At 59.7% G+C, this 13,131-nt stretch carries 18 protein-coding genes; 11 read left to right on the forward strand and 7 right to left on the reverse strand.

The window, feature by feature from the left end; all coding sequences use genetic code 11:
- Positions 1-29: 29 nt before the first annotated feature.
- From pqqC to pqqE, 3 genes are read left to right on the forward strand one after another with little or no spacing between them, the layout of a single operon-like run.
- Entirely contained in the window at positions 30-755 is a 726-nt protein-coding gene (gene pqqC / locus EXR36_13185; protein ID MSQ60558.1) for a pyrroloquinoline quinone biosynthesis protein PqqC, read from the forward strand.
- A complete protein-coding gene (pqqD, locus tag EXR36_13190; protein MSQ60559.1) occupies positions 748-1,029 on the forward strand; it encodes a pyrroloquinoline quinone biosynthesis peptide chaperone PqqD in 282 nt (93 codons plus the stop codon). Before pqqC ends, pqqD begins: the two co-directional genes overlap by 8 nt.
- Positions 998-2,179 (forward strand): pyrroloquinoline quinone biosynthesis protein PqqE, encoded by a 1,182-nt coding sequence (gene pqqE, locus EXR36_13195; protein MSQ60560.1) that lies wholly within the window; start codon positions 998-1,000, stop codon positions 2,177-2,179. Before pqqD ends, pqqE begins: the two co-directional genes overlap by 32 nt.
- A 13-nt stretch (positions 2,180-2,192) precedes the next feature.
- Here pqqE and EXR36_13200 read toward each other — a convergent pair whose 3' ends face one another.
- Both EXR36_13200 and EXR36_13205 read right to left on the reverse strand, forming a co-directional pair.
- A complete protein-coding gene (locus tag EXR36_13200; protein ID MSQ60561.1) occupies positions 2,193-2,672 on the reverse strand; it encodes a peptidylprolyl isomerase in 480 nt (159 codons plus the stop codon).
- A complete protein-coding gene (locus EXR36_13205; GenBank protein MSQ60562.1) occupies positions 2,672-3,157 on the reverse strand; it encodes a peroxiredoxin in 486 nt (161 codons plus the stop codon). The genes EXR36_13200 and EXR36_13205 overlap by 1 nt, the downstream gene beginning before the upstream one ends.
- A gap of 104 nt (positions 3,158-3,261) precedes the next feature.
- Between EXR36_13205 and EXR36_13210 the strand changes: the two genes are divergently transcribed.
- The 3 genes from EXR36_13210 (at position 3,262) to EXR36_13220 (ending at position 5,242) form a co-directional block, all read left to right on the forward strand.
- The gene (locus EXR36_13210; GenBank protein ID MSQ60563.1) at positions 3,262-4,407 is read left to right on the forward strand and encodes a cupin domain-containing protein; all 1,146 of its coding nucleotides are present in this window, start codon (positions 3,262-3,264) and stop codon (positions 4,405-4,407) included.
- An 82-nt stretch (positions 4,408-4,489) separates the two neighbouring features.
- Positions 4,490-4,912, forward strand: a complete 423-nt coding sequence (locus EXR36_13215) for a hypothetical protein (protein MSQ60564.1) — start codon at positions 4,490-4,492, stop codon at positions 4,910-4,912.
- A gap of 123 nt (positions 4,913-5,035) precedes the next feature.
- The gene (locus tag EXR36_13220; protein ID MSQ60565.1) at positions 5,036-5,242 is read left to right on the forward strand and encodes a hypothetical protein; all 207 of its coding nucleotides are present in this window, start codon (positions 5,036-5,038) and stop codon (positions 5,240-5,242) included.
- A gap of 63 nt (positions 5,243-5,305) precedes the next feature.
- On the opposite strand, the gene EXR36_13225 is transcribed toward EXR36_13220, so the two are convergent.
- From EXR36_13225 to EXR36_13240, 4 genes are all read right to left on the reverse strand, one after another.
- Positions 5,306-6,073 (reverse strand): MBL fold metallo-hydrolase, encoded by a 768-nt coding sequence (locus EXR36_13225; GenBank protein ID MSQ60566.1) that lies wholly within the window; start codon positions 6,071-6,073, stop codon positions 5,306-5,308.
- Positions 6,074-6,109: 36 nt separating this feature from the next.
- A complete protein-coding gene (gene bamC, locus EXR36_13230; protein ID MSQ60567.1) occupies positions 6,110-7,219 on the reverse strand; it encodes an outer membrane protein assembly factor BamC in 1,110 nt (369 codons plus the stop codon).
- A 31-nt stretch (positions 7,220-7,250) separates the two neighbouring features.
- On the reverse strand, positions 7,251-8,144 hold the full coding sequence (locus EXR36_13235) for a 4-hydroxy-tetrahydrodipicolinate synthase (GenBank protein ID MSQ60568.1): 894 nt from the start codon (positions 8,142-8,144) through the stop codon (positions 7,251-7,253).
- Between the two features lie 148 nt (positions 8,145-8,292).
- The gene (locus EXR36_13240; protein MSQ60569.1) at positions 8,293-8,874 is read right to left on the reverse strand and encodes a PAS domain-containing protein; all 582 of its coding nucleotides are present in this window, start codon (positions 8,872-8,874) and stop codon (positions 8,293-8,295) included.
- A gap of 121 nt (positions 8,875-8,995) precedes the next feature.
- Between EXR36_13240 and EXR36_13245 the strand changes: the two genes are divergently transcribed.
- Genes EXR36_13245 through EXR36_13265 form a run of 5 tightly spaced genes read left to right on the forward strand, consistent with a single transcriptional unit; the run spans position 8,996 to position 12,835 of the window.
- Positions 8,996-9,535: a superoxide dismutase family protein gene (locus EXR36_13245; protein ID MSQ60570.1), complete on the forward strand. Its 540-nt coding sequence runs from the start codon at positions 8,996-8,998 to the stop codon at positions 9,533-9,535.
- Complete coding sequence (locus tag EXR36_13250; protein MSQ60571.1) at positions 9,536-10,240, forward strand: leucyl/phenylalanyl-tRNA--protein transferase; 705 nt, start codon at positions 9,536-9,538, stop codon at positions 10,238-10,240.
- A gap of 6 nt (positions 10,241-10,246) precedes the next feature.
- Complete coding sequence (locus EXR36_13255; GenBank protein MSQ60572.1) at positions 10,247-10,987, forward strand: arginyltransferase; 741 nt, start codon at positions 10,247-10,249, stop codon at positions 10,985-10,987.
- A complete protein-coding gene (locus EXR36_13260) occupies positions 10,980-11,768 on the forward strand; it encodes a crotonase/enoyl-CoA hydratase family protein (GenBank protein MSQ60573.1) in 789 nt (262 codons plus the stop codon). The genes EXR36_13255 and EXR36_13260 overlap by 8 nt, the downstream gene beginning before the upstream one ends.
- Positions 11,765-12,835, forward strand: coding sequence for a quinone-dependent dihydroorotate dehydrogenase (locus EXR36_13265; GenBank protein MSQ60574.1), 1,071 nt, complete (start codon positions 11,765-11,767; stop codon positions 12,833-12,835). The genes EXR36_13260 and EXR36_13265 overlap by 4 nt, the downstream gene beginning before the upstream one ends.
- Positions 12,836-12,983: 148 nt before the next feature.
- Here the strand turns inward: EXR36_13265 and EXR36_13270 are convergent.
- Positions 12,984-13,131: IS3 family transposase (locus EXR36_13270; GenBank protein MSQ60575.1), on the reverse strand; the 148-nt coding region annotated here is incomplete at its 5' end.

Genomic DNA, 13,131 nt, shown 5'->3' on the forward strand with positions numbered 1-13,131 from the left:
AGAGGAAGACCAGGGGCGCCCAAGACGTGATGCCGTGGAGCAAAGAGGAATTCGAGCAGCGCGTGCGCAACAAGGGCAGGCGCTATCACATCTACCATCCCTACCAGATGGCGATGAATAGCGGCAAGCTCACCCGCGAGCAGATTCAAGGCTGGGCGTGCAACCGTTTCTATTACCAACTCGCCATCCCCATCAAGGACGCTGGCGTACTCACCAACATCCCGGACCGCGACCACCGCCGCAAATGGATTCAGCGCATCATCGATCACGATGGCACGCAAGGCGACGAAGGGGGCATCGAGGCGTGGCTAACTCTGGGACTCGCCGTGGGACTCTCGCGCGAGGAGGTGATGTCGCAAAAGCACGTACTACCCGGCGTGCGCTTCGCGGTGGATGCCTATATCAACTTCGCGCGCCGCGCGCCCTGGCAAGAGGCCGTATGTTCCAGCTTGACGGAATTGTTCGCTCCGGAGATTCACAAGGAGCGCTTGGCCAACTGGCCCCAGCATTACCCTTGGATCGACCAGTCCGGTTACGCCTATTTCCGCAAGCGCCTCTCGGAGGCAAGGCGCGACGTGCAACACGGGCTCGATGTCACGCTGGTATATTTCAAGACGCGCGAGCAGCAACAACGCGCGCTGGATATCCTGCAATTCAAACTGGATATCCTCTGGGCCATGTTGGATGCCATGCAAATCGCCTACGGCATTGGCACGGAGAAAGCGGGACAAGGCACGAGGATGCCAGATGAGTGATTCTCTACCGTTTGACCAAATCATCGAACTTCAGCGCCAATACCGCTTCCAATGGGAACCAGCGCAGGATTGTTTCGTGCTGCTCTACCCGGAAGGCCTGGTGCAACTCAAGGGTAGCTCGGGGGAGATCATGAAGTACGTGGACGGGACGAACACCCTAGACGGTATCGTCGCCAAGCTGGAGCAGGCTTTCCCGGGCAACGACCTGCGCCCCGATGTCATCGGTTTTTTGGAGCACGCACATGGAAAAGGCTGGATCCGCGTCAAACCCTAGCGCCACCTTCGCCTCGCACGGCCCCCTGTGGGTCAACGCGGAGATCACCTACAAGTGCCCGCTGCACTGCGTGTTCTGCTACAACCCGGTGGATTACGCCAAGACCGGCCCGGAATTGACCACCGATGAGTGGCGCACGGCGCTGCGCCAGGCGCGCGCATTGGGCGCCGTGCAATTGGGTGTTTCCGGCGGCGAACCGCTCATGCGCGATGACTGCGAGGACATCGTCGCGGAAGCGGGCAAGCTGGGCTACTACGTCAACTTGCTGACCTCGGGAATCGGGTTGACCGAAAAGCGCATCGCGGCCTTCAAGGCTGGAGGGCTCAATCAGATTCAACTCTCATTCCAGGATTCCACCAAGGAGATGAACGATTTCCTGTCGAGCACCAAAACCTTCGATCTCAAGGCGAAAGCCGCGAAGCTGATCAAGCAATACGCCTATCCCATGGTGCTCAACGTGGTGCTGCACCGGATGAACATCGATCACATGCAGCAGATCCTGGACATGGCGGTGGCCATCGGCGCCGACCACGTGGAACTCGCCAACACGCAGTACTACGCTTGGGCCATGGTCAACCGCGATCAGTTGTTGCCAAGCCGTGAGCAACTCACGCGCGCGGAAGAGGTCACCAACAAATTCCGCGAAAAAATCGGCAACGAGATGAAGCTCTACTTCGTGGTGCCGGACTACTACGCCAACCGCCCGAAGAAGTGCATGAACGGATGGGGCAGCACCTTCCTCAATATCGCGCCGGACGGCCTCGCCATGCCCTGCCACGAAGCGCGCATGCTGCCCGGACTCAACCTACCGAATGTGCGAGATCACGACGTGAAGTGGATATGGCAGGAGTCGCCCGGCTTCAAAGCTTACCGTGGCGATACGTGGATGAAGGAACCTTGCCGTAGTTGCGACGAGAAGGAGAAGGATTGGGGCGGCTGCCGCTGCCAAGCCTATTTACTAACCGGGGATGCTACCAACACCGACCCGGTCTGCGATAAATCGCCCAAGCATGATCTTGTAACCAAGATTGTGGAGAAAGCCCAGATTCCCGGCAAGCCGGTAAGCGTTCACCCGGTGGTTTTCCGCTTGGACAAGAATTCCGTGAAGCGAAGCGAGCCGGCCAGGCCAGAAGCGCCAGCCGAAGTTTAGGCCTGCAACGGGGCTAATGATGATGCCCCCCCTCCCCGTGCACGTGGCCGTGGTGTAGTTCTTCCTTGGAAGCTTTACGCACGCCGGTTACCGCGCAGGAAAACACCACCGTCTTGCCCGCCAGCGGATGATTGCCATCCACGGAAACGGTGGTGTCATTGATCTGGGTCACCGTGTAGATGGCGGACTCTCCGGAATTTTCGTTCTGCCCTTCGAAACGCATGCCCACCTCGATATCCTTGGGAAAAGCCGACCGCGGCTCGTCACGGATGAGATCCGCATCGAATTCTCCGAAGGCGTCGTTCGGCTTCAAAGTGACCTTGCATTGATCGTCCGCCTTCTTGCCTTCAAGCGCTTTCTCCACCTCTGGGAAAATTCCGTGATGGCCGCCGTGCAGGTATGTGATGGGTGCATCGGTTTTTTCGATGAGTTCTCCGCCGCCTTCGGTCAGTTCGTAGGTGAGCGATACAACGGCATTCTTGGTAATGAGCATTAGTGCAATTCTTTCACGAGTTTTAGGACATCTTGCGCGTGATGGCGCGGAGACACGCCTGTCAAAACGTGGCGTAAGATGCCATTCTTGTCTATGACGAAGGTCGAACGGGAAACCATCCGCTTTCTTTCCCCGTCTTTTCCGTTACTGCCTTCCGTTTCCTTCTCTTGGACGACACCGTACAGGCGGCATACTTCCCCGTCCGTGTCCGCGAGCAGGCGCACCGCCAGGCCATGCTTGTCCCGGAAATGGCCATGGGAAACGCAGTCGTCCATGCTCACGCCCAATACTATGGTGTTGGCCTGCTGGAAGCGCTCTTCGAGCTCACTGAATTCAATGGCCTCGATGGTGCAACCGGGAGTGTCGTCCTTGGGGTAAAAATACAGAACGACATGACTGCGGCCCTTCAACCCGGCGAGGCTCACAACGTCCATATCGGCGTCGGGTAATTCAAAATCGGGCGCCTGGTCTCCGGGCTTCAGCATGGCGAAGTGAGAGGTGGTCAGATGAATAAAGAATACTCCGTGGACCCAGGACAACCTTCGGGTCATTGGATTCTATCTTAATTTTTTTTACTCCCAGCAACTCCATGGCCAAGGCATTCGCTTCAACCCCATTCGCTTCGACGCTCTTGGGAGGACTTAGCCCAGATACATTTCTTAGGCGTCATTGGCAGCGTAATCCGCGCTTGATTCAGGGGGCCTTTCCTGGCTTCAAGGATCTGGTCTCGCCGGACGATCTGGTCAAACTGGCTTGCAAGGAAGATTGCCGGTCTCGTCTCGTACTAAAACAAGGCCGGCAATGGGAGGTACGGCATGGTCCGTTCAGTATCCGCGAACTACTCCGCTTGCCCGGCAGAGGGTGGGCGCTTCTCGTGCAGGATGTGAATCTCGTCCTGCGGAGCGCCCATGATCTGCTCATGCAGTTCCGGTTCATTCCCTATGCACGCATGGACGATCTCATGATCAGCTTGGCTCCGGATGGCGGCGGGGTGGGACCGCACTTCGACAGCTACGACGTGTTTCTCCTGCAAGGCCACGGGCAGCGGCGCTGGCAATGGAGTACACAGACGGATCTTGCGCTCCTTGACAACGCTCCGCTGCGAATTCTCAAGAAATTTCGCGCGGAGGAGGAGCATGTGCTCAATCCTGGAGACATGCTTTATCTCCCGCCGGGCGTCGCGCATCGTGGCGTCGCCATGGGGCAATGCATGACCTACTCCATTGGATTTCGCTCACCCTCCTTTCAAGAACTCGCCAGCGGATTTCTCACTGACTTGGAGGACCACCTTAGCATTGAAGGAATCTACCGGGACCCGGCCATGCGACCCGCGAACGCTCCGGCCGAAATCCCGCTGAAGATGATCGAGGACGCGCGCTCGCATATCGCCAAGCTGGATACTTCTCGCGCGCGCGTCGTGAAGTTCCTCGGGCGCCATCTCACGGAGCCCAAACCGCAGGTGGTTTTCGCGCCCCCCACACGCCCGCTTTCAAGATCGAAATTTGCCACGGCCCTCAAGCTACATGGCGCCGAACTGGATCTTCGCGCTCGGATGTTGTGGTACCAAAATCACGTATTCATCAACGGCGAACACCTTGAACATACGGCAGGCACCCATCTGGCCGAATTGGCCAACAGCCGCGGTCTTGCGCCCGGGATCACGGTGGATAGCGCAACCCTGGACAAACTCCACGACTGGTACCGGGCGGGTTATTTGCTCGTGAAAAGCTCGTGAATGCCATGCGCCGGCAACCTAATGGAAACCTCTCCAAACATCCGCCACTTCGAAGGTCTCGAACACTACGAGATCGCGATCGATGAATTGCTCGCGCAAGCGCGCGCGCCTCTGCATCTTCGAACCTCAGTTAAGCACGCGCTTCAACAGCGCTCGCCGGTATGAAGTGCTGCGCACCTTCTTACTGGCAAGCCGCACCCGCCAAATAAGGATTCTGGTTCACGACCCCTCCGCGATCACGCGTTCTTGCCCCCGCCTTGTACAACTGCTGCGGCAATACAGTTATGCGGTGCTCATCCACGAAACGCCCCCTGAAGCCAAGCGCATTCATGATCCCTTTAGCGTCGCGGACCACATGACGTATGTGCGGCGCTTTCACCATGAAGATAGCCGGGGCGTTACAAGCCTGGGCGATGAAACCACCGCGCTGGAGCTGGTGCGCCGCTTCGACGAGATGTGGGAGCTTTCTTCGCCGGCGGTGACGGCAACCGTGCTTGGGTTGTAGGGGCTGGAGGAAAAGTACGGATTACCCCTATATTTGACTTCAAATCTTGGTAGAATCTGCGCCTGATCGTTGCCGGACCCGGCCTGACGATCTAAAATTCCTCTCAATGTATAAGGAAACTCAATGAAACAAGCACTCCTCGTAGGTGCAATTCTGGCGATCGCTTTGACTGCATGCGGCAAGAAAGAAGAAGCGCCCCCTCCTGCTGCTCCGGCCCCCGCGGTTGAGGCTCCCGCGGCCACCGCGCCTGCCCCGGCTCCAGATGCCGCTGCTCCCGCTCCCGCACCTGACGCCGCTGCGACTGAGAAAAAACCCGAAGAGAAGAAGTAATAGCTTTAGCACTTTAGTAAAAAAGCCGGCAATCGCCGGCTTTTTTATTGGGTTTGATGGCCACTAGGCAATCGATAACCACGGCGTGCCGGCATCCTGGTACGCCACGCACACCTGCCCCTTGAAATTTCTCGCCGCCGCTTCAATCGCGGTCGTTACGAGGTCTGGGTGATTGTTTTCCTCGCTCAGGTGCATGGCCACCACCGTGCGAAGGGTTCCGGCGGGATCCACTTCCCTTAGGATTTGCATGGCGGCAACATTATCCAAATGACCCCAACGTCCGGAGATGCGCTGCTTCAATGCCGCTGGATAGCGGCCACGCTGTAGTAAGCCCGCATCGTGGTTGCACTCCAGGAGCAAGGCATCGCATCCGGTTAGTGTGCTGACCATGTGAGGCGTCACGCTACCGGCATCGGTCAGGAGCCCCAGCCGGCGTTTGCCGTCCGTGAATACGAATTGCGCGGGCTCGCGCGCATCGTGAGGGACTGGAAAAGGCGTGATATGCAAGCCGCCGATGGAAAATGGCCGGTAACCCTGAATGAAATTCAGATCGCTGGACTGGAAGCGTCGTTCCATGCCGCGCAAGGTGCCCGGAGTCATCCACACCGGCAAGGCGAATTTGGCCGCTAGCCGCGCCACGCCTCCAATGTGGTCGTCGTGCTCATGGGTCACCAGCACGGCGCTTAGATCCTTCGGTTCGAGCCCCAAGCGTGCAAGACGAAGCGAAGTCTCCGCGACGCTGAATCCGCAGTCGATGAGGAGCCGGCATCCATCGTGCTCGACAACGAGCCCATTACCCTGGCTACCGCTGCCCAGCGCGGCGAACCTCATCGCGTCATGGGACGCGCGGCCGCTTGGGTAGCGGCGCTAACGAAGATCATCCTCGAGCAACGCGAGAATTCTCGAAGCGGTATTAGATTTCTCCGGCTGGCCCTGGGCGTTGAGCACGCGGACCTCGGACCCCGCGTCGGCTTCGTTCACCGCTACGCGGTACTGATCTGGCTCGGGCGCCTTGGGGTCCCGTTTGAAGAAAGACCAGAACGAGCTTTCTTTTTTGGCGGTATCCGGGTTTTGATAGCGCACGAAATACAAGCCGCTGGAGCGGTCACGGTCCTGCACTGTAAAGCCCAGCCGGTCCAATGCGAGTCCCACCCGGCGCCAAGCGCGGTCGAAGTCATCCCTGACTTCCAGCACGGGAGTCCCATCGGCGAGTTTACCGAGCGCGGCGCGTGGTTCGGCCGGCTTGACCGCCTCGATCCGCTCCCTGGCCACCACCGCATCGCCAGCTCCCAGGCGCAGCATCAGCTGCGCCAGCATCTCCATTTCGAGTTCCGGCTCCGTGGGGCGCGGCTGCCAGATGGTGGGGTTCTGCCCGCTGCGATTGGTCTCCTTGTAGGCTTCATACATGCCGCGGTGGGTGATATAAATCTCCGAGCTTCTCCCGTCGGCGCCTCGCTCGATGCGGCTACGGAACTTGTCGCGCTCGGGCGTCGAGTACGCCTGGTCGATTACTTTGCCCAGCAACTTTCGCAAGGTTGAAGGCGGCACCTTGGCGCGGTTCTCCGCCCAATCCGTCTCGATGATGCCCACATCGGGCGCTTCGCGGCCGATGATGAATCCCATTTCCTGCCAGAACTCCTTGAGCACTGGCCACACTTGCTCCGCGGGACGATCGACCACCAGCCACCTCTGGGTGCCCGCGCGTTCGATGCGAAGTCCAGGTACCTGAGGCAGGAGCGCGTCCGCCTTGGGTTTCTCCGGGTCTTCCTTGTTGTATTGAGAATAGGAAGCTGGTCCAGCGTCCGGCAAGGCATAGCGATCGGACACCGGCGGTTGGGAAAGGTCTTCGGGCACATCCAATTGTTTGGCTGGCTTGGCGGACTTATAGTCCACCTTCCGGCCTTCCAGGACTTTGCCCGAACAACCTGCTAGGGCGCTAAGGAGAAGTACTGCAACTGGAAGGAGTCGGTGATGCATGAGTGGGGCTGAGGTTCCTGTAAGTGCAGTCTTAAGCCGGTTGAAGACTAGCCGAGATTCCGGCTTGTTCCATCGCGCTCTGTAGCAACGGATGGAAAGAACTCGATAAAGGAGTCATGGGTAAGCGGATGCCGCCGCGGATTTTGCCCATTTGCTCCAGGACCCATTTCACGGGAATAGGGTTCGCTTCCACGAACAAATGCCGGTGCAGCCCGAGCAAGCGGTGATTGATGGCGCGCGCCTTCTCCGCTTCTCCCTTCAACGCGGCGTCACACATTTGATGCATGGCCGCCGGTGCCACGTTGGCGGTCACGGAAATCACGCCGTGGCATCCCATGAGCACCAGGGCCAGCCCGGTTCCATCGTCCCCGCTATAAATTCCAAACCCCTTGGGCGCGCGCCGGACCAGCTCCGATCCGCGTTCGATATTTCCAGTGGCGTCCTTGATGCCCACGATGCCGGGCACTTCGGCGAGCCGCAATGCGGTGTCCGTGCTCATATCGCATACGGTCCGCCCCGGCACGTTGTACAAGATGGTGGGAATATCGGCGGCTTCGGCAATCGCGCGAAAATGCCGGTAGAGCCCTTCCTGCGTGGGCTTGTTGTAGTAAGGAACGACGGACAAACACATGTCCGCTCCCGCCTTCCTGGCAAACGCCTGAAGCTCGATGGCCTCGCGCGTGGAGTTCGCTCCCGTACCCGCGATGATGGGAATGCGCTTGGCGGAGTGCTCCACCGCGGTCTTGATCAACAGGGTGTGTTCTTCCACGTCCACGGTGGGAGACTCGCCGGTTGTACCGACCACGACAATGCCGCCGGTTCCCTCTTCGACGTGCCAATCGATCAGCTTCTTGAAAGCCACCATATCCAGGCGGCCATCTTCCGTCATGGGAGTAACGATGGCCACAACACTACCGGTCAGCATGAGTCCCTCGGCGCGTGGTAAAAAAATAGGCGGGGTAGTGTAGCGCAATTCGTGACCATGCTCGTGATGGTATTCGGGACGCCAGCCCTTGCGAATTGCGTGGCGTTACGATTTGCGTGGCGGATTCACCGGCCAGGCGCCAGCGGAGTTAGCAATGCGCCAAGCCAGCGGCCATTTCGCCCATGGACGACAGGCGTTTATGGCGCTCCAACTGCGCCTGCATCTCATGGGCTTCGGTAATATCGGTGAGCAGCAAAATGCGCCCGCCTTCCTGGGCGGCCGAGGTCAGGTTCAGGCGGCGCTCGCCCCCGGGCGTACCAATGCACCACTCGCCCGCCGTTGGAGTGGATTTCAGATGATGAGCCTCCACATCGCGCCAGGGAATGCCAAAGACCGCTTCTCCCAACAACTTCTTCGCCGTGGGATTGAGTTCCATCACGACACCCAACTCATCGAGCACGACCACTCCGCCGGGAAGCGCATCCAGAAAAGCGGACAAGCGTGACGATAGCGCCGCTTTTTCTTGGTATTGCTGGCGCAGCGCGCCATTGGCGACTTCCAACTCCCCGCTCAAGCGCTGCGCCTGCTGCTCCAGTTCCTGATACGCCTCCGACAAGCGGCCAGAGGCCTCGTTGAACAAAGAGAAGGCGCGCTGCAATTCCTCCGCGCTCAGGGTTTGTTGCGTTTCAGGCAATGAAGCGTCCCTGCATGGCCAATGGATCGAGGTGATTTAGCTCGCTGTCATATTAACCGATGCGCCGTCTCGCGCTTCTATCCGGATACGTTTGACAGCCAAGGTTGCCGGTGCTACAAAAACCACCGCCATCCACTGGATTCACTTGGAGAACCCGATGTACCGTGCCGTCCTTGCTCTCACCGTGGCCAGTCTGCTCGCCGGGTGCAACAATATGCAAGTGCGCACGCCCGCCGGAATCTCGCGCCTCGCGCCAACGCGCGATCACAATGTGGAAGGGGTGGTGAACTTCATACAGAAGGCGGATAAGGTCATCATCGAGGCCAAGATCACCGGCCTCACGCCGGGATTGCACGGCTTCCATATCCACGAGAAAGGCGATTGCAGTGCCGCCGACGCCTCCAGCGCCGGGCAGCACTTCAACCCAGACAATTCCGAGCATGGCGCGCCCGGCGCACCGCAACGGCACGCCGGAGACCTGGGCAATCTTATCGCCGACCAAACGGGCACCGCCCTCTACCGCGCCGAAATCACCGGAATTACCCTGGGCACGGACGCGAACAGCATCATCGGACGCTCGATCGTCGTGCACGGCGGCACCGATGACCTCCTATCTCAGCCCGCGGGAAATTCGGGCGCACGCGTCGCGTGCGGGCTCATCAGCCTCAGCCCGGACAAATGGTTTCACCAGCAGTAGTTGATTCCCTGGCTCGGCGCTTCCCACCGCTTTCCCCCCCTCTCGCGAGCGCTTGCCGAGCCTAACGGCCTGCTCGCCGCCGGAGGCGATTTGTCGCCGGAACGTCTTCGCGCCGCCTACGGGCAGGGAATTTTTCCGTGGTTTAGCGACGACCAGCCCATTCTGTGGTGGAGTCCCGATCCGCGCATGGTCTTGTATCCAGGCGAACTTCGTATCCCGCGCTCGTTATCGAAGACATTGAAGAAGCCACTCTTCGATATTCGCGTGGACACCGCATTTCGCCAGGTGATGCGGGATTGCGCCGAACCGCGCGCGGGCCAGGCGGGAACCTGGATCACCGAGGAGATGACCCACGCCTACTGCGAGCTGCATGCGCAGGGTCTCGCCCATAGCGTGGAATCCTGGCGGGACGACCAACTAGTGGGCGGGCTCTACGGCATCGCCCTGGGGCGCGCCTTCTTCGGCGAGTCGATGTTCGCCCGCGAGAGCGATGCTTCCAAGACGGCCTTCGTGCACCTCGTACATCATCTCCGAGGCCAAGACTACGGCATCATCGACTGCCAGATGCGCACTCCCCTATTGGCATCCTTCGGCGCGAGGGAAATACCGCGTTCGCAATTCGTGGCGGCACTCGCGGAGTTGGTAAACTACCCAAGTCCTCCGTGGCCACGCACCTTGAGCCTTTCCGCAACGCAGCACCGCTGAAACGTCATGACCCAACTGAACGACCTGCCGTTCTCTGTCCTGCAGTTCTACGCCACGGCGCCCTACCCGTGCAGCTATCTTCAGGACAATCTGGCGCGCTCCCAGGTAGCCACACCCAGCCACGTCATCGACACCATGATCTACAGCCAGTTGGTGCGAGCCGGTTTTCGCCGCAGTGGCGCTTTCACCTACCGCCCCTATTGCGACGCATGCAAGGCTTGCGTGCCCGTGCGCGTGATTACCTCCGAATTTAAAACCACGCGCTCGCAACGCCGCGCCTTTACCCGGCATTCGGATTTGTCCGTGCGCCTGATGGATCTCAAATACAGCCCCGATCACTACGCGCTGTACTTGCGCTATCAGGCCAGCCGGCATTCAGGCGGTGGCATGGATCACGACAGCCGCGAGCAATACCGCCACTTCCTGTTGCAAAGTAACGTGCGCTCCAATTTGGTGGAGTTTCGCGAGCACGGCAAGTTGGTCATGGTAAGCATCATCGACCAATTGGAAGACGGCATTTCCTCGGTCTACACCTTCTTCGAACCCGGCTTGCCAGGGGCGAGCCTGGGAACTTACAACGTGCTGTGGCAAATCGACCACTGCCGGCGGCTGCGCCTGCCGTACCTGTACCTCGGTTACTGGATCGATCACAGCCGCAAGATGAGTTACAAGGTCAACTTCCGGCCCATCGAGGGCCTGATGGGCGGGCGCTGGCAACCCGTTGCGCCAAGCGCCCCCGATGCTTGAGGAGCGCGTCAGCTTCGAGCGGCTGGAAGGCGTTGCGCTCATCGGGTTGAACCGCCCGGCCAAGCGCAATGCCTTCGACATCGCCATGTACGCGCAACTGGCCAGCGCCTTGGGCGAGCTCGATCGCGATGAGACGCTGCGCTGTGGCGTTCTATTCGGTCACGGCGAGCATTTCACCGGAGGTCTGGAACTCCCGGAGTGGATGCCGTTCCTGCGCGATGGCCGCATGCCGCCGCTACCCGAGGGAGGTGTGGATCCACTTCGCCGCTGCGACCAACCCGATTTATCGAAACCTCTGGTCATGGCCGTGCAAGGTTGGTGTCTCACCATAGGCATGGAGTTGATGCTGGCGGCCGATATACGCGTCGCCGCCGAGGACACCCGCTTCGCGCAAATCGAAGTCAAGCGCGGCATCTATCCCGTCGGGGGCGCCACGGTGCGTCTCGTGCGGGAATTGGGATGGGGCAACGCCATGCGCTACCTACTCACCGGCGACGAACTCAATGCGCAAGAGGCCCACAGGCTTGGTCTAGTGCAGGAGGTCACACCCAAGGGACAATCCCTCGGCCGTGCCCTGGCGCTGGCGCAATGCATCGCCGGGCAATCCCCGCTTGGCGTGAAGGCCACGCTCGTTTCCGCCCGCAAGGCGCAAATCGAGGGAGAAGCCGCCGCTACCGCGGCCTTGATGCCGGAGATGGCCCGCCTGATGGCCAGCGATGACGCCACCGAGGGCTTGCGCGCATTCTTGGAGCGGCGTCCCGCGAAATTCTCCGGGCGTTGATGCTCTACGGATTTGTACGCCCGCTGTTGTTCTCGCTGGAGGCGGAAACCGCTCACCGCTTCACGCTCAATGCGCTAGATGCCGTCTATAGCGCGGGCCTTTCGCGCCTCGCCGCCCCTTGCGTGCCGCCTTATCCGGTACAGGTCATGGGCCTGAGCTTTCCGAACCCCGTGGGCCTGGCGGCGGGATTGGACAAGAACGGCGAGCACATCGATTCCCTCTCCGCCTTGGGTTTTGGCTTTATCGAAGTGGGCACCGTCACGCCACGCCCCCAGCCCGGTAATCCGCGCCCGCGGATATTCCGCATCCCGCCTGCCCAGGCCCTCATCAACCGCATGGGCTTCAACAACCTGGGTGCCGGCCGCCTCGTGGCGAACGTCAAGGCATCGCGTTACAAAGGCATTCTGGGGATCAACATCGGCAAGAACTTCGACACGCCCATGGAGCGCGCCGCGCAAGACTATGTCATCGCGATGCGCAAGGTATACGGCGTGGCAAGCTACATCACCGTCAACATCTCCTCGCCGAACACGCAAAACCTGCGGCAGCTTCAGCAATCCGAAGCGCTCGCGCAATTACTGGCAACGCTAAAAACCGAGCAGGCAAACCTACAGCGCCAGCAAGGCCGCTACGTGCCTCTGGTCATCAAGATCGCGCCCGACCTCACCCATGAGGAAATCCGAACCATCGCGGCGCTGGTGCTGGAGCATGGCATCGATGGCATCATCGCCACCAACACCACCGTCTCTCGCCGGGGCGTGGAAGGCCTCGTCCACAGTGAACAAGCCGGCGGATTGAGCGGCGCGCCGCTACGCACCTCCTCCACGGAAGTCATCCGAAACTTGCACGGCATATTTGGAGAGCGCGTACCCATCATCGGCGTGGGAGGCATCCTGGATGGGGAAAGCGCACAGGAGAAAATACAGGCAGGGGCCGCCTTGGTTCAAATCTATACGGGGCTAATCTATCGCGGTCCGGAATTAATTGGCGAGTCCGTGCGGGCGATCTGCTTGGCGGCCTGCGCAATATTGCGCGCCACGCATAATGGACCTGTACAACCGCATTAAAGATGGTCGGAATCCGTCTTGCTCTGTAAGACCAATAAGTTGTATAGGCGCGACCTCTCTCCGCTCTTTACTGTCCGTGTTAATGGCGTTGTAGGCCATTAATCTGCACTGAACTTGCCCCTGTTTGACGTACATCTTAGCAACCCTATTATGCGGCCTTTTTGAACTGTGCCGCGTGCCAGTTTTGTTCAAACTGCATGGGACTGACACACCCTAAGGTTGAATGCAATCTGCGGTGGTTGTAGAAAGTCATCCAGTCAATCACCTCATCCATGGCCTGCCTGCGGGTCTGAAAC

The sequence above is a fragment of the Betaproteobacteria bacterium genome (genome assembly GCA_009693245.1).
Classification (GTDB): domain Bacteria; phylum Pseudomonadota; class Gammaproteobacteria; order Burkholderiales; family SHXO01; genus SHXO01.

Excerpts from the sequence above, each read along its gene's own strand:
- pqqC (MSQ60558.1), top strand. The coding sequence starts at position 30 with ATGCCGTGGAGCAAAGAGGAATTCGAGCAGCGCGTGCGCAACAAGGGC.
- pqqD (MSQ60559.1), top strand. The coding sequence starts at position 748 with ATGAGTGATTCTCTACCGTTTGACCAAATCATCGAACTTCAGCGCCAA.
- pqqE (MSQ60560.1), top strand. The coding sequence starts at position 998 with ATGGAAAAGGCTGGATCCGCGTCAAACCCTAGCGCCACCTTCGCCTCG.
- EXR36_13200 (MSQ60561.1), bottom strand. The coding sequence starts at position 2,672 with ATGCTCATTACCAAGAATGCCGTTGTATCGCTCACCTACGAACTGACC.
- EXR36_13205 (MSQ60562.1), bottom strand. The coding sequence starts at position 3,157 with ATGCTGAAGCCCGGAGACCAGGCGCCCGATTTTGAATTACCCGACGCC.
- EXR36_13210 (MSQ60563.1), top strand. The coding sequence starts at position 3,262 with ATGGCCAAGGCATTCGCTTCAACCCCATTCGCTTCGACGCTCTTGGGA.
- EXR36_13215 (MSQ60564.1), top strand. The coding sequence starts at position 4,490 with ATGAATTGCTCGCGCAAGCGCGCGCGCCTCTGCATCTTCGAACCTCAG.
- EXR36_13220 (MSQ60565.1), top strand. The coding sequence starts at position 5,036 with ATGAAACAAGCACTCCTCGTAGGTGCAATTCTGGCGATCGCTTTGACT.
- EXR36_13225 (MSQ60566.1), bottom strand. The coding sequence starts at position 6,073 with ATGAGGTTCGCCGCGCTGGGCAGCGGTAGCCAGGGTAATGGGCTCGTT.
- bamC (MSQ60567.1), bottom strand. The coding sequence starts at position 7,219 with ATGCATCACCGACTCCTTCCAGTTGCAGTACTTCTCCTTAGCGCCCTA.
- EXR36_13235 (MSQ60568.1), bottom strand. The coding sequence starts at position 8,144 with ATGCTGACCGGTAGTGTTGTGGCCATCGTTACTCCCATGACGGAAGAT.
- EXR36_13245 (MSQ60570.1), top strand. The coding sequence starts at position 8,996 with ATGTACCGTGCCGTCCTTGCTCTCACCGTGGCCAGTCTGCTCGCCGGG.
- EXR36_13255 (MSQ60572.1), top strand. The coding sequence starts at position 10,247 with ATGACCCAACTGAACGACCTGCCGTTCTCTGTCCTGCAGTTCTACGCC.
- EXR36_13260 (MSQ60573.1), top strand. The coding sequence starts at position 10,980 with ATGCTTGAGGAGCGCGTCAGCTTCGAGCGGCTGGAAGGCGTTGCGCTC.